Source organism: Natronospira bacteriovora, from assembly GCF_030848495.1.
Taxonomy (GTDB): domain Bacteria; phylum Pseudomonadota; class Gammaproteobacteria; order Natronospirales; family Natronospiraceae; genus Natronospira; species Natronospira bacteriovora.
This window is the reverse complement of record NZ_JAVDDT010000012.1, coordinates 36,772-54,102: the sequence shown is the minus strand read 5'-3', so window position 1 is coordinate 54,102 and position 17,331 is coordinate 36,772. Positions and strand designations below refer to the sequence as shown.

Here is a 17,331-nt window from a genome sequence, read left to right as displayed (position 1 = left end):
GGTGACGAGGAGCTGAAGAAGCTTCGCTCTCTCTGTCGCTATGTGGTGATCGACAATGAACGGGGCTACGACGGGCCCGCGTTCGAGCAACGTCAGCCACCACCCAGCGCCCCGCCGGTCGCCCGCAAGGAAGTGGCCCGTCAGCCGGCTCCCGAACTGTTGCCCGCCGAGCCGGATTTTCGCAAGGCCCTGACACAGGTCTACCAGTACCGTCGCCGCGCTACTGCCTTTCTGGATAATGTCCTGCAGGGCGTCCGTTCCGGCCAGTCGGTGGATACCGGGGCGGCCGTGCATGTGGTGGAGGGGCTGGCGAAGTCGGTCGAGGTCAACATCAATGCCTCCATGTGGCTCAACAGCCTCAAGCGGCGGCATGAGCATTCCGCCAATCATTGCACCAATGTGGCCGTGGTGTCCCTCGCCTTTGCCCATTACCTGGGTTATTCCGGGCAGAAGCTCATTGATGTGGGTATCGGCGCGCTCTTGCACGATGTTGGTCTCATGCGCCTTCCGATACATCTACTGGACAAGCCGGGCAAGCTGGCCCCCGAGGAGGAGCGTGAGCTTCGTGAACACCCGACTCAGGGCGAGCACCTGCTTCAGCGAGGCAAGGCCCAGCTCTCGTCCACGGTAGTCAACATCATTCGCCATCATCACGAGCGCCTGGATGGCAGTGGCTACCCGGATGGCCTATCCGGTGATCGTATCCCCGAGGAAGCCATGATCGTGGCGCTGGCTGACATCTATGACGCCATGACCACGGAGCGGCCTTACAAGACCCCCGCTTCGCCCCATGGCTCCATGAATGTCATCAAGCAGCTGGGTGATCGTGAATTCAAGCGTTCGCTGGTACAGGCCTTCATGAGTTGCATTGGCATTTACCCCATCGGCAGTGTGGTTCAGTTGCACAGTGGTGACATTGCCCTGGTGGTCAGCCACACTCGCCGCACTCGCCTGCGACCGGAGGTGATGATCCTGCAGAATGCCAAGGGACAGATGTATCGCAACTGGCCACTGATGGATCTGGACAAGCGCGCCGAGATGCGGGGCGGTGACAAGTTCCAGATCATGCGGGTAGTGGATCCGGCCCGGTATGGTGTGGACGTAGCCCGTGTCACCGAGACCTATGTGGATCGCCTGTATCAGGGCACGCTGAACACGGTCTGAACGCTGCTGGTGGTCAGGCGGGCTCCGGGTGGTGGTTGACGTGGCATTGTCATGCGGCATGATGCTCGCAGTGCCACGATTCGTGAACCCGGGATGCCACGCCATGTCAGTGACTCGCTATCTGCCTCTCACCCTTCTGCTCTTCCTTTTCGCGGGCTGCGAGCCGGAGCCGGCGGAACCACCGTCTCATGCCGCCCCCACACTCGAGTCGATCGTGACGCTCCCCAGTCTCACCGGCACCGCTCCCGAGCAGCCGCGCTGGTCTCCGGACAGCCGGCAGCTGGTCTTTCTATGGAATGAGCACGGCATGCCCTATCGGGACCTCTGGCTGACCCGGGTGGGGCAACCGTCACCGGTCCGTCTGACTCACTTTGCGCCGGCACCTGGCGATGTGCCCCCGCGCCTCGAGGAAGGCCGGCTGGATACCCTGCAGGCCCGAATCCGTGAACGGGCACAGCGAGGGGTGAGTGAGGTTCGCTGGGATCCCGAGGGTGACTGGCTGTATTACACCTACCAGGGCCGACTTGAGCGCATCCGGCCGGACGGCGAGGGGCAGAGCCTCGTGTACGAAGGCGAATCCGGCGTTTCCCGTCTGCGCTTCTCGCCCGACGGCCGCTGGCTGGCCTTCCTCTCCGGCGGCGACCTCTGGCTGAAGAACCGGGTTGAGGGCGGGATCCGTCCTGCCACCGACCTGGCCAAAACCGGTCCCGGCCAGGTGGCGCTGGGTGCCTTCGTCAGGCCGGATCGCTATGTGGCGAGCTATGAATGGTCTCCGAGCAGTGATGCCATCACCCTGCAGCTCATTGATCAGCGCACGGTCCGCAAGGTGCCCTTCCCGTCCTATCTGCACGACGAACCCATTCTTCATCATGTCCGCCGGCCCTATCCCGGTGACACCGATCTCATCCGGCGGGTGGCCTTGCTGACGGTGCCGGACACTGAATTGAAGTTGCTGGAGACGCCGGAGCCCAATCGGCGTCTGATTCTGGAGATGGCCTGGTCACCGGACGGGCGGTCTCTGATGATCATGCAGGGGGCCGATGTGGCCGAAGATCGCTGGATTCTGAAGGCCAGTGCCGATGGCACCCGCCTGGAGACGATATGGCATGACCATCGGCCGCAGCGAATCTATCCGGTCTTTCGCGCCGTCTGGAGTGCCAGTGGTGACGAAATCTACTTCATCGGTGATCACGAAGCCTACTATCGTCTTTACGCCATTGCCGCGGAGAGCGGCGCCGACAGGGCCGAAGCCAGACGCCTGAGCGGTGACTATGACGTGGCCGGTGAACGGGGCCCGGCCTGGCTGGACGTGGCGCCGGACGGGACCATTTACCTGCAGTCCACCGAGTACAGTCCCCATGAACGGCATGTGCACCGCTTGCTGCCGGAAGAAAATGGCACGCAGCGTCTGACCCGCCTGCCCGGCACCCATGAGCCGGTACTGTCTCCGGATGGCAACTATCTGGCGCTGATTCATTCAAGTGATGTGCGTCCCGCCGAGTTATACCTTCTGCGCACGGATGGGGAAAGCGATGAGCAGCGAGTCACCCATTCGCCATTGCCGGAATTCAATGACTATGACTGGATACCGGCTCGATACGTCCGCTTTCCCAGCCGCGATGGGGATTACGAGATCCATGCCCGCATCGTTGAGCCGCCGGACATGCAGGCGGGCAAGCGTTACCCGGTCATCATCGGCAATATCTACTCGGATACGGTGCGCAACATCTGGCAGTCTGACCGCCCCACCAGCACGCTGCAGCAACAAATGGCACTGTCGGATGGTTATATTGCCGTGCAGGTGGATGTGCGTGGCAGTATTGGCTACGGCGTGGCATTCCGGGAAGCATTCCAGGGTGACTGGGGCCGGGGTGACCTGGAAGATCTCCACGCGGCGGTGGAGTACCTGAGCACTCTGCCCCATGTGGACCCCGAACGGATCGGTATCTGGGGCAACAGCTACGGTGGCCTGATGGTTCTCTCCGGTCTGTTCCGCAAACCCGGCCTGTTCGCCGCCGGTGTTGCCGGTGCGCCGGCCGTGGACGTGTGGCATTTCACCGGATTCGACCAGCACCTGACGCGCCGCCCGGATACCCATCCCGAAATCTTCGAGCAGGGCAGCCTGATGGACCTGGGTGAAGATCTGGCCGATCCCTTGCTTATCATCCACGGACTGCATGATGATATCGTGCCACTCAAGACCACCCTGATGCTGAGTGAAAAACTCATGCTGCTAGGCAAGGAGTTCGAGCTGGATATCGTGCATGATTCGGGCCACTGGTGGGCTGCGCAGGAGCATTATGCCCTGTATACCTTCCGCCGCCTGGTGGACTTCTTCCACCGTCACATGCCCCCTGGCCCACGAGATGAGGAGGAATGAGTCCCGTGACGGAAGACTCAGGCCGGGCGGACGCTCCGGCGGCCGTCAGTGTCCACGCTCTCAACAAGACCTACGCCTCCGGACTGGTGGCTCTGAGCGACATCGACCTGGAAATCCGACGGGGCGAGATCTTTGCACTTCTCGGCCCCAATGGCGCCGGCAAGACCACGCTCATCAGCATCATCTGTGGCCTGGTCAATCCCGGGGAAGGGCAGGTGCGAGTCAATGGCCATGACATCATCGCGGATTACCGCAAGACCCGTTCCCTGATCGGTCTGGTTCCCCAGGAGCTGGCCACGGATTCCTTTGAAACCGTTCACAACACCGTCTCCTTCAGTCGCGGTCTCTTCGGCCTGCCTCGAAATGACGTTCATGTGGAACAGGTTCTGCGCGATCTCTCACTCTGGGAAAAGCGCAATGAGCAGATCAAGAACCTGTCCGGTGGCATGAAGCGCCGGGTCATGATCGCCAAGGCGCTCGCCCATGAGCCGGAAATTCTTTTCCTGGATGAGCCCACCGCCGGTGTGGACGTAGAGCTGCGGCGTGACATGTGGGCTCTGGTGCATCGCCTGCGGGGCCAGGGGGTCACCATCATCCTCACCACTCATTACATCGAGGAAGCGGAGGAAATGGCCGACCGCATTGGCGTGATCGGCCAGGGGCGCCTGATTCTGGTGGATGAAAAGCAGGCCCTGATGAAAAAGCTGGGGCGCAAGGAACTGCGTCTGCACCTGCGCGAACCACTGACAACGTTGCCCGATTCACTGCAGGCGCGTGATCTTGAGCTAAGCGAAGACGGCTGGCAGCTGGTCTTTCATTACGACATGCGGAAGGAGCATTCCGGCGTGGCTGAGCTGCTCTCTGAACTGGAAGACCACGGCATCGCCTTCAGCGATCTGCACACCCACCAGAGCTCCCTGGAGGAGATCTTCGTCAGCCTGGTGAAGGACAAGCGATGAACTTCTATGCCATCAAGGCCATCTATCTTTTCGAACTGTCCCGCACCTGGCGCACCATCGGCCAGAGTATCGTCTCGCCAGTACTCACCACCTGCCTGTATTTCGTGGTCTTCGGTGCCGCCATCGGTTCGCGCATCGAGACCGTGGAGGGGGTGAGTTACGGGGCCTTCATCGTGCCCGGCCTGATCATGCTCATGCTGCTGACCCAGAGCGTCTCCAATGCCTCCTTCGGCATCTATTTTCCCCGTTTCACGGGCACCATCTACGAGTTGCTATCCGCGCCGGTGTCCTATCTGGAAGCGGTACTGGGCTATGTGGGGGCGGCCGCCACCAAGTCCCTGATCATTGGCGTGATCATCCTCATCACCGCCAATTTCTTCGTCACCATCGAGATTCAGCACCCCTTCTGGATGCTCTTCTTCATGGTCATGACGGCCTTTGTCTTCAGCCTGCTGGGTTTCATCATCGGCATCTGGGCGGATAACTTCGAAAAGCTGGGATTTGTGCCCATGCTCGTCATCACGCCCCTGACCTTTCTTGGTGGCACCTTCTATTCCCTGGAGATGCTGCCGCCCTTCTGGCAATCCGTCAGCCTGTTCAACCCGGTGGTCTATCTCATCAGTGGTTTTCGCTGGAGCTTCTACGGCATTGCCGATGTCAGCCTCATGGCCAGTCTCGCGGCCATTTTCGGCTTTCTTTTCACCTGCCTGGCCCTGGTGGCCTGGATTTTCCGGACAGGCTACCGACTGAAGGAATGAACCGAGGCACTAGTCTTCCCGGATTTCGAAATCGTGGCTGACCTCCACCGAGTGGCCCAGCATGATGGAAACGGAGCAATACTTGTCGGCGGAGAGCTTCACCGCCCGTTCCACGTGCTTTTCCGAGACCCCCGCGCCGGTGATGATGAAACGCATGTGAATGCGCGTGAACACCGCCGGGGTGCTGTCCGCCCGCTCGGCGCTCAGCTCCACTTCACAGCTCCACACCGGCTGGCGGGCCTTCTCCAGGATCCCCACCACATCCACCGATGAGCAGCTTCCCGCGGCCATCAGCACCATCTCCATGGGGCTCGGGCCATGCCGCCCCTGGTCCCCGTCCATGACCACGCTATGGCCGCTACCGGACGTGGCCACAAACCGCATGTCATCAATCCACTTCACGCTCGCCTGCATCTTTTCCGCTCCTGAACTGTCCAACTAGGCGCATATCAGGGAGCAATGATACCGGAGTAACGCTCCGGGCGGTGTTTTGCACCCTGTTTCTGCTATGTTGAAGTTAGGGTTTTACCCGGGAGGTTGAAGCCATGAGAATGTGGGTACTTGTGCCGATACTGTTCGCGTTCGCCTTTCCCGTCATGGCTGATGAAAACGGTGACGAGAATGATGAGCCGACGCTCTATGAGCGCCATGAGGCCATTGCCGGTGAGCCGGTCAACCGGATTCGGTACACACGAATCCACGGCTGGACCCCGGTTGGCGACGACAATCTGGTGGCCGAAACTCGGCGCGGGAAATTCTGGTTGATCGATCTCGAGCCCAAGTGTGTGCTTCGCCTGGATCTTCGTATCCTTCTCGAAGGGCGCCAGCAGCGCCCGGAGGGTTTCAGTGAGATTTCCCGCTTCGATACCCTCAAGGTGGATGATCAGGAATGTTCGGTTCGGCGGATTCGGCCACTCGACGCCGAGGGTGTAAAAACAATCCGGGAATCCAGCTGACCGTCAAACACGAGAGGCCGGGCCCAGCCCGGTCTCTTGCTATTCGGAACTACCCTTTTCAGATCCATTCATCCGGGAGTTTTCCATGCGCAAGGCCATCTTGTTCTGTCTTTTCATCACAATGATCCTGCTCAATACACTGATGGCCGAACCCGTCGGCAAGGCACTGGTCGGGGGGCAGTTGATTGATGGTTACGGCGCGAAGCCGATTGCCGATAGTGTGGTCTTGATCGAGGGCGAGCGCGTGGTCGCAGTCGGCCGTCGAGGTGGAGTGGATATTCCCGAGGGCTATCAGCGGATTTCCATGGAGGGGCGAACCATCCTGCCGGGGCTTTGGGAAATGCACGCGCACCTCATGCTGGTCGGCCACACGGATTATGAGCACTGGGATCGGGAATATCCGCATCGTCTGGCCGATGAGATCATGCCCGCCGCCGCGGAGCAGCTTCTGCTGGCCGGCGTAACAACGGCTCGGGATCTGGGTGCTTCGCTGGAAGATTCCATCAGTGTGAAGGAGCGCCTGAAAAGTGGTGAACTGGCCGGTCCCCGCCTGTTTGTTTCCGGACCTTTCATTCAGCCCGAGCCCTATCCCGGAACCGAGCGATTCCGCTGGGGTGTCGACAGCCCAGCGGACGCCCGCCGCAAGGTCAGCCGATTGGCCAAGGCGGGTGTGGATGTGATCAAACTGGTAGACCAGGATTTGATGAGTCTTGAGGAGGCTCGGGCGGTGGTGGACACGGCCCATGCCCACGGCCTGCCCGTGGTGGCCCACGCCCACCGTCCCGATGAAATCCGTCTGGGGCTGGAGCTCGGGGTGGACAACTTCGAACACACCGGGCTCGCGTTGGCACCGGAGTACCCGGATGACATCATCCGGCAACTGCGGGAGCGCACGGCCACCGGGCGTGTGCACGGTGGTCCACTGTATTGGACGCCGACCGTCGAGGGTATCTGGAATTACGCCAGCCTGCGGGATGATCCCGAGGCGTTCATGCACCCGGATTGCTGGAAGCGTGGCCTGAAAGCAGACACGATCGCCGATATTGAAGCCTCCATTCAGCATCCGGATCGACTCGATTACTATCAGCTGCATCCGCTAAGACAACGAACCGTGAAACGAAAAGTCTCGCAATTGCGCGAATCAGGTGTGATTCTTCTCGTGGGTACGGATTCCGGAATCCCGCTGAAATTCCACTGCGAGTCGACCTGGAACGAGATGGCCTTCTTTGTGGAGGTCATGGATATCCCCATCATGGAAACCATTCAGGCGGCATCCTACTGGCCGGCCCGCATGATGGGGGTACTGGATCAATGGGGGACCATTGCTCCCGGCCAGTACGCCGATATCATCGCCGTGGACGGCGACCTGATGGATAACATTCGCCTGCTGCAAGATGTGGAATGGGTGATGAAAGGCGGAATTGTCTACAAACGTGACGGTGAGCCGGTTGAGGCCCGCTTTCCGGCCCGATAATTCGCGGCAACCCCGGGCGGGGTACCCCAAAGAGGGGATCGTTGCATCATCTTCCATGCCTTAGCCTGTCGGCAAGGCTGTCAGGCCGTCGGATCCTTTACATGACCCGGCGCCTGAGACTGCTGCTCAATTGCGGTAGCTATAATCCATGAAGGGAGTAGATAACGATGGCTCAACTGAGAACCCGTAAAGTTTATTGCCTGGTGCCGCTCGCGACATTGTGTCTGGGGCTGGGTGGCTGTTTCTCAAGTAGCGATGATGATGGTCCTGTCGGCATGTCCAACAGCGACGGTGCGGTGGCCGCACTGATTGCCGTGGGCATGGCCGATGGCGCAGAGGGTTTTATTGAGGACCCAAATCTGGATGACGATGGTCCAGGATCGATGGCCTTGCACGCGGCCAATGGCACTGCCACCAATCAGTGTTCCGGCACCGGGCATCTGTACATCGACGAGAGCGTTGTCTCCGGCAGCAGTGTCGGCCTGGATTCCGCTTTTGGTTATACCGGCAACATTGAACTGTTGGAAGTGGATGCCGACTGCGTGATCTCCCACGATAGTTTTACCGTGGAAAGCCGGGGCTACATGCGTTTCGGTCACAGTCCTGATCACACCGTGGTGTTTGGCGAGCTGACACCGGGGCCGGGGCAGAGCGCGGATGCCGGCCCCTACATTTCAGTACTGGACTCAGGTGCCACATCCATGGACCAGGCATCGCAGATGTATATCCATATCTGCCAGGGCTGTCCGGAGCTTGGTGGTGGTGCCAATGCGCGAATGCTGCTGTTCGCGGACATCAACTTTGATATCCGGATGCAGAATCAACCGGACATGGACTTCCACCTGCGCTGGGGAACCAGCACTTCGGACCGCATGCACATGGAAGTGACGGATCTGGGCGCGGATAATCGGGAATACCAGATGAACGGCTTCATGGGTTTCGATTCCGGCAGCCAGAGCTGCCAGTTTGCTGCCACCTTCGATACCGTGCAGCCCATCGTGGTACAGGGCGCCTCGTCCGGCCAGCCCATGGCGACGGCGGGGGAGCTACACTTGACGCCCGAAAGTGGTGGTGACACCGTTGAAGTCGTTTACCACAGTGATGGCAGCGTCACTGTCAACGGCCAGACCTTCAGTCAGTCTGAAGTGGAAGCTCTGTTCGAGGGTTGTGACAGCGACGTCTGATACCGGTGTCTTGCCGCTTGTAAAAAGCCCCGCTACGGCGGGGCTTTTTTCTTGAAGTGCTAATTTTGCTTTCAGGCCACCCCTGGCTCGTGAAGGGGTTCAGCCCATCGTACTACGCAGATGTGTGAATGCCGACGTCGCAATCAGTAGCCAGGCGGCGATGAAACAAAGACCACCCAAAGGTGTGAGTGGGCCCAGCAGTCGCCAGCCCGTGAGCACAAGCAGGTAGAGGGAACCTGAGAACAGCAGCACGCCAAGCAGCATGAGCCAACCGCCCGCACGCAGCAGCTGGGAATCCAGCCAGTGGGCTGCCAGGGCGACACCAAGCAGCGCCAGACCGTGAATCAGGTGGTATTGCACTGCTGTTTCCCAGACAGCCAGTCCGCGCTCCAGGGGCAGGTTTTCCGCCCGGGATCTCAGGGCATGGGCACCGAAAGCACCCAGGGCCACGGCGATGGCCATATTGACGGCACCCAGGCCGAGGAAAAGCGGTGAAAAGGCGGGCATGCCGATCTCCGATTGTGATGGGGCATTGGCGTTCCCTGGCCCATCATTATAGGCTGATGTCAGTGGGCAACACAGCCGTTCTGCACTGGCCAAAGGAAGGAGGCCCCATGGGACTTGAAGTTGGCGGACTGCTTGGTTTTATATGGCTCGTGATTGTGATCTGGGCCATTCTGAGAACGGCTCAGAGCCCGGCCGGTAACCTGGAAAAAGCACTGTGGATCGTTATCCTGCTGGTATTGCCCGTCCTTGGGCTGATTCTGTGGTTTCTGCTTGGGCCGAAATGACCGCTTATTCAGCCCCGCTCCAGGCGACTGCGGGCGCCTGTCCCGAAATCGGTGAGCTCAAGAATGTAGGCATCGGTGGCTATGCCTTCCGCCTGCTCGGGAGCCTCGTCACCGCCCCGTGACTGCCAGCCATAGCGCACCACGCCGCCGGGCACCCGGTCGTTCAGCCACCAGTCCTGCTGCCAGTCTTCCTCACCCACGCTGATCCGGTGCGCTTCGAAATCACCGGCCGGCACGCTAATGCGTTCCCGGCTTTCCCGGGCCCCTTCAACCTCGGAGAGTTTCAGCTTGGTCGGTGCAGCAAAGGTGCGATCCGTGGCCTCGATCTCATGCACTTCCTTGTCATCCGGGAAGCGCGCAAAGATGCGCAGGGCCTGCTCACGCCCGGGCGTGAACACCGTCTCCATAATGATGGTGTCGTCACCAGCCGCATCGTGGTACACCACCTGCCAGCGTTCATTGCCATTCGCATCATTGCCAAGATAGGCCCGGCGCATTCGGCTCATGGGCGCATCACCATGGGCATCACGCACCTGCCATTCGCTGTACTCGCCGGACTGGTAGCCGCGTGTCTCGCTTTCCACGGTATAGCCCTGGGCGTGAAAAGCCAGTTGGCTGAGGTAACTGGCGTACCAGCTCATGAACTGGGGCGTGTAGTGGCGGACAATGGCTTCGCCAACGGCGCGGCCCACCTCCCGCCCGGCTTCCCGTGCCGCCTCGCTGACGGCCTCACTGGCGGCATCCCGGGCCGCGCGTTCGGCGGTGCCTGCGGGATCCGACAGTACATCCAGGGCGGTGCAGGCGGACAGAGTCAGACTGGAGCCCAGCAGGGCGGTCAGCAGGGCACGTGAAAGCGGGGATGAGGCAGGGGGTGAGACAGGCATGTGAATTCCTCAATTCGGTGTGGATCCTTTCAGCATAGAGGGCCGACACGAGATCGTCACGCCCCCGAATGGGGGGGCAGGAATCAGCGAGACGCCCGAGGTTCCTTGATTCGGCCCCGGGGATGCTATGTTGAGAGCAGGAATGAAGCCATCAGGGGAGACCACATGTCGCAGCGGCGAATCCTCATACTGGGTCAGGGTGCCATGGGTCGCATGTTTTCGGGCCTGCTCCGGCATGACCATCATGTCAGTCATTGGGACCGGGATCCTGACAGTGGCAAGGAGAGCGCAGTGCTGGAGCAGCTCGCTCCCGGCCATGACTGCGTCATCTTCGCCGTGCCGGCCCATCCACACGCCGAGCTGGCCGGCCGCATCGCTGATTGCCTGAAGACACCCGCGATCTGCCTGTCCATCGCCAAGGGACTGGATGCCGATGGTCACAGCCCGGCGGAAATCTTCGCCCAGCACTTTCCTGCCGGTGGCCTGCTTCGATGGGGACTGGTCTATGGCCCGATGATTGCCCGCGACCTCAGTGAAGGGCGCACCGGCTTTGCACTGGCGGCATCACCGGAACGGGAGACGGCCGAGGCCATGGCCGGCCTCTTCGCCACGACCCGCTTGTACCTGCAGCCGGATGACGATCCCGTGGGTGCCGCCTGGGCGGCCATTCTCAAGAATGTCTATGTGCCGCTCATCGGGATGGCCGATGGACTCGGTTTGGGCGACAATCTGCGCGGCTTCCTGCTCGCCGAAGCCCTGCGGGAACTGGCGACCATCGTCGAAGCCCGTGGCGGACAGGGCAGGACCGCCTACAGTCTGGCCGGCCTGGGTGATCTGATCACAACCGCCACCAGCGCGTCCTCACATCATCGCGGCATCGGCGAGGCGCTTGCCCGTGGCGATCATTCCCACGTGGCCACCGATACCGCCAACCTGCGCAGCGAGGGGGTCAACACGGCCGTCATGGTGCAGCGCCACGGTCTGCTGCGGCTTGCGGATTACCCTCTGTTCGAACTCACGGTTCGCCTGCTTTCCGCACCCGAGAACATCGAAACGGCCATCCTGGATTTCGTGAATCGGCGTTTCGGTCGGACCCTGGCGGCATGAACGCCACTGTGACTTCAGCGCTCGACTGGCTGGTTGCCCACCGGGGCTGGCCGGCCCAATGGCCCGAGAACTCCCTTTCCGGCATGCGGGCCGTGCTGGAGGCCGGGGCCCGTTTTGTTGAACTGGATGTGCATCTCTCCCGGGATGGCTGCCCGGTGGTGGTGCACGATGAAGATCTGCGCCGGGTCAGCGGTACCCGGCAGCGGGTCAATCGCCTGGATGCTGACGCCCTGGCTCAGGTGGTGATCGGCGAGGCCACGCGCTTCGGCGATCGTTTCCCGGAGGAACGCCTTCCCCGGCTGACTGACATGCTGCAACTGCTGGCCGAGTGGCCCGAAGTGACGGTGTTCGTGGAACTCAAGCGGGCGAGCATGCGCCGATTCGGTCGCCCGGCCCTGATTGAGTCCGTCCTCAAGGCCCTCAAGGGGCACGCCAACCCCTGTGTAATGATTTCCTTTGATCACACGGCCGTGGAGATGGCCCGCAGTCGCGGGGCCGAACGCATTGGCTGGGTGTTCAAGCCCTGGAACGAAAGCGCCCGGGTGGAGGCGGCCCGCCTCAAGCCCGATTATCTCTTCGTGCGCCAGGATCGGATCCCGGAGGGCGAGCGGCCTTTCTGGCCCGGCAGCTGGCAGTGGGTGGTCTATGGGGTCAACGAGCTCCGGCTTGCCCTCACATTGCGCCAACGCGGTGCGCACCTGATCGAGACCGATTGCCTGCCGGAGCTGGCCCGCGCCTGGATGGAAGCCGAAGGAGGCGAGCGTGTCTGAGCGGCCCTGCTGGCTACTGATGGATCAGGGTGGCAACAGCAGCCGTGCCCTGTTGGTGGATGAGCGAGGCAGTGTACTGGGCGAGGGGCGGCGGCCCGTGGCAACCCGTGAAGCGGGCGGTGATCGAGTGGAACAGGACGGCGCCGCCATTCTGGCCGATCTGCAGGCGTCCGTGGCCGAGGCGGTTTCAGTCTGCCCCGACGGTCATGGCCTGGCCGGGGCCGGTCTGGCCGTTCAGCGCGGCTCGATCCTGTGCTGGGACAAGGACAGCGGCCGACCGCTCAGCCCGGTGCTGTCCTGGCGGGATCGGCGTACTTCAGCCCAGGCCTGGCCGCGAGATCTGCCTGGCAGGGTGCGACGGACGGCTGGCCTGCGCTTTTCTCCCTATGGGGGCGCGCCCAAGCTGCGCTGGTGCCTGGACGAACTGCCCGCCGTCCGCACGGCCGCCCGGCAGGGTCGCCTGTGCATGGGGCCGTTGGGTGCCTTTCTCGCTCGCGGCCTGACCGGCAGCGGGGAAGATTTCGTGGATCCGACCCTGGCCCAACGCACACTGCTGTTCTCTCGCACGCTTCAGGACTGGGACGAGACGTTGCTGACGTCCTTCGGTCTGCAGCGGGCACAGCTCCCCGTCTTGCGGCCGTCCCGGCATGACTTCGGTGCCCTGCAGGCAGCGCCCTGTCGGCTGTCCCTGCTGATGGGTGATCAGAATGCGGTGCCGCTGCAGTGTGGTGAGACGACCGCAGACACCGTCTATATCAATGCAGGCACGGGTGCCTTCATTCTGCGGCCGCTGTCAAATCCTCTTGAGGATCCCGAATCCACCCCCTTCCAGCTCAGCCAGTTACCGCCTTTGTCGGTGGATGGGCCGCCGCACTGGGCTCTCGAAGGCAGTATCCATGGTGCAGCGTCGGCATTGAACTGGTTTGCCCGCGCCGAGGGGCAGGAGCGAATTCCCCACCCGGCCCTCACCGAGGCCTTGATGACAACGGGTGACCGACCACTGTTCATCAACACCATCGATGGCCTGGGCTCCCCCTGGTGGCAGCCCGGCCCGGCGCCCGCCTTCCTGTACGCGGCTGGCAGCGATCATCTCCAGCGTCTGGCGGCCGTCCTGGATAGCATCGCCTTCCTGTTGCGCGTCAACCTGGAGGCCATGGAAGCAGCGGGAGGTCCTGTCAGGGTGGTGCGTCTGTCCGGGGGGCTGAGCCACTGTGACGGTTTCTGTCAGCACCTGGCCAATCTCACTGGCCGACCCGTGCAACGTCTGGAGGGAGGTGAGGCCACCGCCATGGGCTTGCTGGCCCTGCTGGTGGGCGGTGGGTTTTCCGTCCCGGCCTGCAGTGAATTCACACCGGCCAGGGATGAGGCCCTGCGGACCCGGTATCACGTCTGGCTGGATCACATGCCGGCGCTCGAATGAGGGGTTGTCTCTCGGCCCTTCAGCTTGAGGGGGCCGGCTTCATTGGCGCTTCAGCCGGTGTTGCTTCCCTGGGTGGGACTTCTTCCAGGGGGGCCGGGCGGCCGAAATGGAAGCCTTGGGCATAATCGATGCCGATTCGCCGCAGCATGGCCACGGTTTCGGCATTCTCCACGCATTCCGCCACCGTGCGAATGCCGCTGGAGCGACCGATTTCACTGATCGAGCGTACGATGGCTTCGTTCATGGGGCGTTCCGACATGGAGCGCACGAATCGCCCGTCGATCTTTACAAAATCCACCGCCAACTCTTCCAGGTGACCGAAAGAGGACATGCCGGCGCCGAAATCGTCCAGGGCAACGACGCAGCCCAGGCCCTGCAACTGGCGGATCAGGCGGTGGGCGGAGGCGTAATTGCGAATGGTGGCGGTTTCGGTGATCTCGAAACCCAGGCGCTGACCCGGTACGCCGCTGTCGCGGATGGCGTCGACCAGCTCCTCGACAAACTCCGCCTGGCTGATGGATGTTGCGGACAGATTGATGAAGCAGCGGCCGGGTGGTCGTTCCGTGCTTGCCAGCCATTCCAGAGCCCGCTGGACTACCTGTCGATCCAGCTCCGGCATCAGGCCGAAACGCTCCGCCGCCGGAATGAATCGAGCCGGTGACAGTAACTCGCCCGCGGTATCGAACAGGCGGCAGAGTATCTCGATGGTTGGCTTCTGCTGGTAATCGCCATTGAGGTTCACCAGAGCCTGGGAATGCAGCTGGATCCGCCCCTCGTCCAGGGCATTCTGAATGATCGGCAGCCATTCCATTTCGTCCAGACGCTGGTGGACTTCGTCTGGTCCGGTGCTGAACAGGATGCGGTTGCGACCCTCCTCCTTGGCTTTCATGCAGGCCACGTCGGCGGTTCCCAGAAGTCGCCCGTAGTCTTCCGGATCACCGCTGAGGGTGGTTACGCCGATGCTGGCGCGAACGGAAAAACTGCGGCCACTGCGCAGAAAGCGGAATGCCTCGATATGCCGATGCAGTGTCTGCAGGCGTTCCCCGCCATCTTCCTCCCACTGACCGTCAATGATCAGGCCGAACTCGTCGCCGCCCAGCCTGGCGAGGCAGTCCTCCTCGGTCAGCACATCGCCCATGTGCTTGGCCAGCTCGGCCAGCATTTCGTCACCCACGCCATGCCCAAGGGTGTCATTCACCGTCTGAAACTGATCCAGATCCAGATAGGCAAGCAAGGTTTCCCGTTCACTTCTTGCCGACGCCAGCCCCTCCCTGGCCCGTCGTTCGAAGGCGCGCCGGTTGAGCAGGCCGGTCAGGGGGTCGTGGGCCGACTGGTAGCGCAGGCGCTGCTCGAAGAAGTCTCGCTCCCGGTCGCCGGCCTCGATCAGGTGTGTGGCAGCCGCCATGATCAGCAGGGCCGGCAGCAGAAGCAGCCACTGCAGGGTGATCGCCATGTCGTTCATGGTCTGCAGATTGCTGGTGCCGTGATCCAGTGCAATGAGGATGGCCAGGGGCAGCAGGCAATAGGTCAGCAGGGAAGGCAGTCTCAGAGCCGACCACAGGGTCATCACGAACAGGAGCAGCATGAGGGGAATCACCTGCAGGCCGTCGTTGCCCAGCGCCGGCAACAGGGCTGGCCGATCGGGCAGCAGCCAGGTCACGGAGGCCAGTACAAGCATGCCGCTTACCACAAGCAGCGTCTCCTCGCGCCCGGCACCGGAACGTCCGGACAGCACGCCGGTGAAACCGCAGATGCGGGTTCCAAGCGCCATGAACAGTGGTGCGAAGGCAACCAGACCCAGCATGTCGCCCAGCCACCAGCTGCCCATCAGTATCGCAGAATCGATGTCATTCAGCCGGCCCGCCAACTGAACGGCGAGGACGCCGGAAAGGGTCGTGATCACGGCAATCAGGGGGAGGATCAGAAACAGCAGACGTGCGGTTTCACGCAGGCTCTGTGGCAGGGGTGAGAGACTGACGATCCGGCGGAAGACGATGGCCCCCAGCAACGGGCCCAGTGTATTGCCTGCAACCGCCAGCGGCAGGACAGGCAGGCCATTGAGCCAGGCGCTGGCAATATCCGCCACGAGAATCACCGGCAGCATCCACCAGCCCGCCAGCAGAAAGGCAGCCAGGGCCACGGCGGCCGCCGGCCAGATGGTGGCCACCGGGCCCGCACCGATGAAATGGATGGCCAGGGCGGCCGAACCCAGGTAGAACGCGACCACGGTCAGTGTGAACAGCCACAGCGGTACCCGACCGACCGGGCCCGGCCAGTGGATTCCGGGCAGAAGTGCCTGCCTGCTCATGGGGCCCCTTCATTCGTGTGCGAACGATCTTGTCATCATATCGCCAAACCGGGAACTTGCGTAGCAGATAGCATTTTTCTGCCGGGGTAGCCCGTATGGGGGGTGGCTGCCCCAGTCCCCCTCGCCAATACTTCCCTTTGTCGGTGCAGCGGAAATAGGGATGTTGCCTGATCCTGGTGCAAGCGAACCGTTTGTCCGGCGCCAAAATCAAGAATTACACACCATGGAGGAAGAAAAGGTGATGGATAAGGAAACAATCAATACATGGGGCCGCTGGGGCGGTGTCGTCATTGCCATGTCGGCACTGGCATTGGCCGGCTGTAACAGCAGCAGCGATGACGGTGGTGGCATCAACACCGCGTCGGAAAGCCGGAGCATTTCTGAGGATGTCTGGCACGAGTATGAAACCGAAGTGCCGGCAGATACCACCAAGCTGACGGTTCGTCTGCATGAACTGGGCGGTGATGCGGATCTATGGGTGATCGGCCCCGGTGGGGCGCCCAGCTGTGGCTCATTCAATGCGGGTACGCAGCCAGACGAATGCGAATTCGATGACCCGCGGGAAGGAAGCTGGACGATCGAGGTCGAGGGCTGGGATCCGGGAACCTACAATTATCGTCTTACCGTCACCCTTGAGCCTTCCGATCGTGAAGCCACCCTGGAGTTCGTGGACGAGGGTTCCTGGGCGCCCGCCGCCGCTACCCTGGCTGCCAGCCAGGATCGACATGATCGTGCCGCCGATCAGCTTTCCCTGCTGACCGCCATTGCCGAGCTGTCCATTGGCCAGAACGGGGAAGCCGACTACTACTTCAAGCAGGACGATCAGCTGATGGGGCAGCTGCAGATGAATGTGACGCAGCACCAGGGTCAGCGCGAGGTCAGTTTCAAGCTGGTTGCCGAAGCGCATGCCGGTGAGCGCCTGGTCATGTCCACCCTGCCGGGTCAGCCGATGGTCTTTGACGGTATGGCCACGCAAGCCGCTCAGGGGGTACTCGCCTTCCGCTCCAATGACGGACGCGCCGAGCTCAGCCTGGGTCAGGATACCGCCACGGCTGCTGATATCCGCGTGCTGGCCGAACCCGGTCCGGTGTTCAGTGAGCAGAGCTGGATGCAGGACGACACGCAGCTGGAGTTCATTCGCCACTGACGTGATTGATAGAGGTTGAATGAAGAAAG

The 17,331-nt window shown here is 61.8% G+C and carries 16 protein-coding genes; 12 read left to right on the top strand and 4 right to left on the bottom strand.

Annotation, left to right across the window (positions count from 1 at the left end):
* From RBH19_RS13515 to RBH19_RS13500, 4 genes are all read left to right on the top strand, one after another.
* Window positions 1–1,164: cyclic di-GMP phosphodiesterase (locus RBH19_RS13515; RefSeq protein WP_306729386.1), on the top strand; the 1,164-nt coding region annotated here is incomplete at its 5' end.
* 103 nt (window positions 1,165–1,267) lie between these two features.
* Window positions 1,268–3,544: a prolyl oligopeptidase family serine peptidase gene (locus RBH19_RS13510; protein WP_306729385.1), complete on the top strand. Its 2,277-nt coding sequence runs from the start codon at window positions 1,268–1,270 to the stop codon at window positions 3,542–3,544.
* Window positions 3,541–4,503, top strand: a complete 963-nt coding sequence (locus RBH19_RS13505) for an ABC transporter ATP-binding protein (protein ID WP_374728982.1) — start codon at window positions 3,541–3,543, stop codon at window positions 4,501–4,503. The genes RBH19_RS13510 and RBH19_RS13505 overlap by 4 nt, the downstream gene beginning before the upstream one ends.
* The gene (locus RBH19_RS13500; RefSeq protein ID WP_306729383.1) at window positions 4,500–5,261 is read left to right on the top strand and encodes an ABC transporter permease; all 762 of its coding nucleotides are present in this window, start codon (window positions 4,500–4,502) and stop codon (window positions 5,259–5,261) included. Before RBH19_RS13505 ends, RBH19_RS13500 begins: the two co-directional genes overlap by 4 nt.
* Window positions 5,262–5,270: 9 nt before the next feature.
* Here the strand turns inward: RBH19_RS13500 and RBH19_RS13495 are convergent, their stop codons facing one another.
* On the bottom strand, window positions 5,271–5,675 hold the full coding sequence (locus tag RBH19_RS13495; RefSeq protein WP_306729382.1) for an OsmC family protein: 405 nt from the start codon (window positions 5,673–5,675) through the stop codon (window positions 5,271–5,273).
* Window positions 5,676–5,806: 131 nt separating this feature from the next.
* Here RBH19_RS13495 and RBH19_RS13490 point away from each other — a divergent pair, with 131 nt between their 5' ends.
* From RBH19_RS13490 to RBH19_RS13480, 3 genes are all read left to right on the top strand, one after another.
* Window positions 5,807–6,217: a DUF6491 family protein gene (locus tag RBH19_RS13490; protein WP_306729381.1), complete on the top strand. Its 411-nt coding sequence runs from the start codon at window positions 5,807–5,809 to the stop codon at window positions 6,215–6,217.
* Window positions 6,218–6,302: 85 nt separating this feature from the next.
* Complete coding sequence (locus tag RBH19_RS13485) at window positions 6,303–7,691, top strand: amidohydrolase family protein (protein ID WP_306729380.1); 1,389 nt, start codon at window positions 6,303–6,305, stop codon at window positions 7,689–7,691.
* A 275-nt stretch (window positions 7,692–7,966) separates the two neighbouring features.
* A complete protein-coding gene (locus RBH19_RS13480; RefSeq protein ID WP_306729379.1) occupies window positions 7,967–8,875 on the top strand; it encodes a hypothetical protein in 909 nt (302 codons plus the stop codon).
* A gap of 99 nt (window positions 8,876–8,974) precedes the next feature.
* On the opposite strand, the gene RBH19_RS13475 is transcribed toward RBH19_RS13480, so the two are convergent.
* The gene (locus tag RBH19_RS13475; RefSeq protein ID WP_306729378.1) at window positions 8,975–9,382 is read right to left on the bottom strand and encodes a DUF423 domain-containing protein; all 408 of its coding nucleotides are present in this window, start codon (window positions 9,380–9,382) and stop codon (window positions 8,975–8,977) included.
* Window positions 9,383–9,489: 107 nt separating this feature from the next.
* Here RBH19_RS13475 and RBH19_RS13470 point away from each other — a divergent pair, with 107 nt between their 5' ends.
* The gene (locus RBH19_RS13470; protein ID WP_306729377.1) at window positions 9,490–9,666 is read left to right on the top strand and encodes a PLDc N-terminal domain-containing protein; all 177 of its coding nucleotides are present in this window, start codon (window positions 9,490–9,492) and stop codon (window positions 9,664–9,666) included.
* A gap of 8 nt (window positions 9,667–9,674) precedes the next feature.
* Here RBH19_RS13470 and RBH19_RS13465 read toward each other — a convergent pair whose 3' ends face one another.
* Window positions 9,675–10,550: a hypothetical protein gene (locus RBH19_RS13465; protein WP_306729376.1), complete on the bottom strand. Its 876-nt coding sequence runs from the start codon at window positions 10,548–10,550 to the stop codon at window positions 9,675–9,677.
* A gap of 165 nt (window positions 10,551–10,715) precedes the next feature.
* On the opposite strand from RBH19_RS13465, the gene RBH19_RS13460 reads away from it, so the two are divergent.
* The 3 genes from RBH19_RS13460 to RBH19_RS13450 are packed head-to-tail and all read left to right on the top strand — an operon-like array spanning window position 10,716 to window position 13,847.
* Window positions 10,716–11,657 carry a hypothetical protein gene (locus tag RBH19_RS13460; protein ID WP_306729375.1) on the top strand — a complete coding sequence of 314 codons (942 nt, stop codon included), beginning with the start codon at window positions 10,716–10,718 and terminating at the stop codon, window positions 11,655–11,657.
* On the top strand, window positions 11,654–12,427 hold the full coding sequence (locus tag RBH19_RS13455; RefSeq protein WP_306729374.1) for a glycerophosphodiester phosphodiesterase family protein: 774 nt from the start codon (window positions 11,654–11,656) through the stop codon (window positions 12,425–12,427). The genes RBH19_RS13460 and RBH19_RS13455 overlap by 4 nt, the downstream gene beginning before the upstream one ends.
* Window positions 12,420–13,847, top strand: a complete 1,428-nt coding sequence (locus tag RBH19_RS13450; RefSeq protein WP_306729373.1) for an FGGY family carbohydrate kinase — start codon at window positions 12,420–12,422, stop codon at window positions 13,845–13,847. Before RBH19_RS13455 ends, RBH19_RS13450 begins: the two co-directional genes overlap by 8 nt.
* A gap of 19 nt (window positions 13,848–13,866) precedes the next feature.
* Here RBH19_RS13450 and RBH19_RS13445 read toward each other — a convergent pair whose 3' ends face one another.
* On the bottom strand, window positions 13,867–16,155 hold the full coding sequence (locus RBH19_RS13445) for a putative bifunctional diguanylate cyclase/phosphodiesterase (protein ID WP_306729372.1): 2,289 nt from the start codon (window positions 16,153–16,155) through the stop codon (window positions 13,867–13,869).
* Window positions 16,156–16,396: 241 nt separating this feature from the next.
* Here RBH19_RS13445 and RBH19_RS13440 point away from each other — a divergent pair, with 241 nt between their 5' ends.
* Complete coding sequence (locus RBH19_RS13440) at window positions 16,397–17,302, top strand: PPC domain-containing protein (RefSeq protein ID WP_306729371.1); 906 nt, start codon at window positions 16,397–16,399, stop codon at window positions 17,300–17,302.
* Window positions 17,303–17,331 lie beyond the last annotated feature (29 nt).

Bases quoted from the DNA above. Each gene is read 5' to 3' on its own strand.
- RBH19_RS13510 (WP_306729385.1), top strand. From the start codon at position 1,268: ATGTCAGTGACTCGCTATCTGCCTCTCACCCTTCTGCTCTTCCTTTTC.
- RBH19_RS13505 (WP_374728982.1), top strand. From the start codon at position 3,541: ATGAGTCCCGTGACGGAAGACTCAGGCCGGGCGGACGCTCCGGCGGCC.
- RBH19_RS13500 (WP_306729383.1), top strand. From the start codon at position 4,500: ATGAACTTCTATGCCATCAAGGCCATCTATCTTTTCGAACTGTCCCGC.
- RBH19_RS13495 (WP_306729382.1), bottom strand. From the start codon at position 5,675: ATGCAGGCGAGCGTGAAGTGGATTGATGACATGCGGTTTGTGGCCACG.
- RBH19_RS13490 (WP_306729381.1), top strand. From the start codon at position 5,807: ATGAGAATGTGGGTACTTGTGCCGATACTGTTCGCGTTCGCCTTTCCC.
- RBH19_RS13485 (WP_306729380.1), top strand. From the start codon at position 6,303: ATGCGCAAGGCCATCTTGTTCTGTCTTTTCATCACAATGATCCTGCTC.
- RBH19_RS13480 (WP_306729379.1), top strand. From the start codon at position 7,967: ATGTCCAACAGCGACGGTGCGGTGGCCGCACTGATTGCCGTGGGCATG.
- RBH19_RS13475 (WP_306729378.1), bottom strand. From the start codon at position 9,382: ATGCCCGCCTTTTCACCGCTTTTCCTCGGCCTGGGTGCCGTCAATATG.
- RBH19_RS13470 (WP_306729377.1), top strand. From the start codon at position 9,490: ATGGGACTTGAAGTTGGCGGACTGCTTGGTTTTATATGGCTCGTGATT.
- RBH19_RS13465 (WP_306729376.1), bottom strand. From the start codon at position 10,550: ATGCCTGTCTCACCCCCTGCCTCATCCCCGCTTTCACGTGCCCTGCTG.
- RBH19_RS13460 (WP_306729375.1), top strand. From the start codon at position 10,716: ATGTCGCAGCGGCGAATCCTCATACTGGGTCAGGGTGCCATGGGTCGC.
- RBH19_RS13455 (WP_306729374.1), top strand. From the start codon at position 11,654: ATGAACGCCACTGTGACTTCAGCGCTCGACTGGCTGGTTGCCCACCGG.
- RBH19_RS13445 (WP_306729372.1), bottom strand. From the start codon at position 16,155: ATGAGCAGGCAGGCACTTCTGCCCGGAATCCACTGGCCGGGCCCGGTC.
- RBH19_RS13440 (WP_306729371.1), top strand. From the start codon at position 16,397: ATGGATAAGGAAACAATCAATACATGGGGCCGCTGGGGCGGTGTCGTC.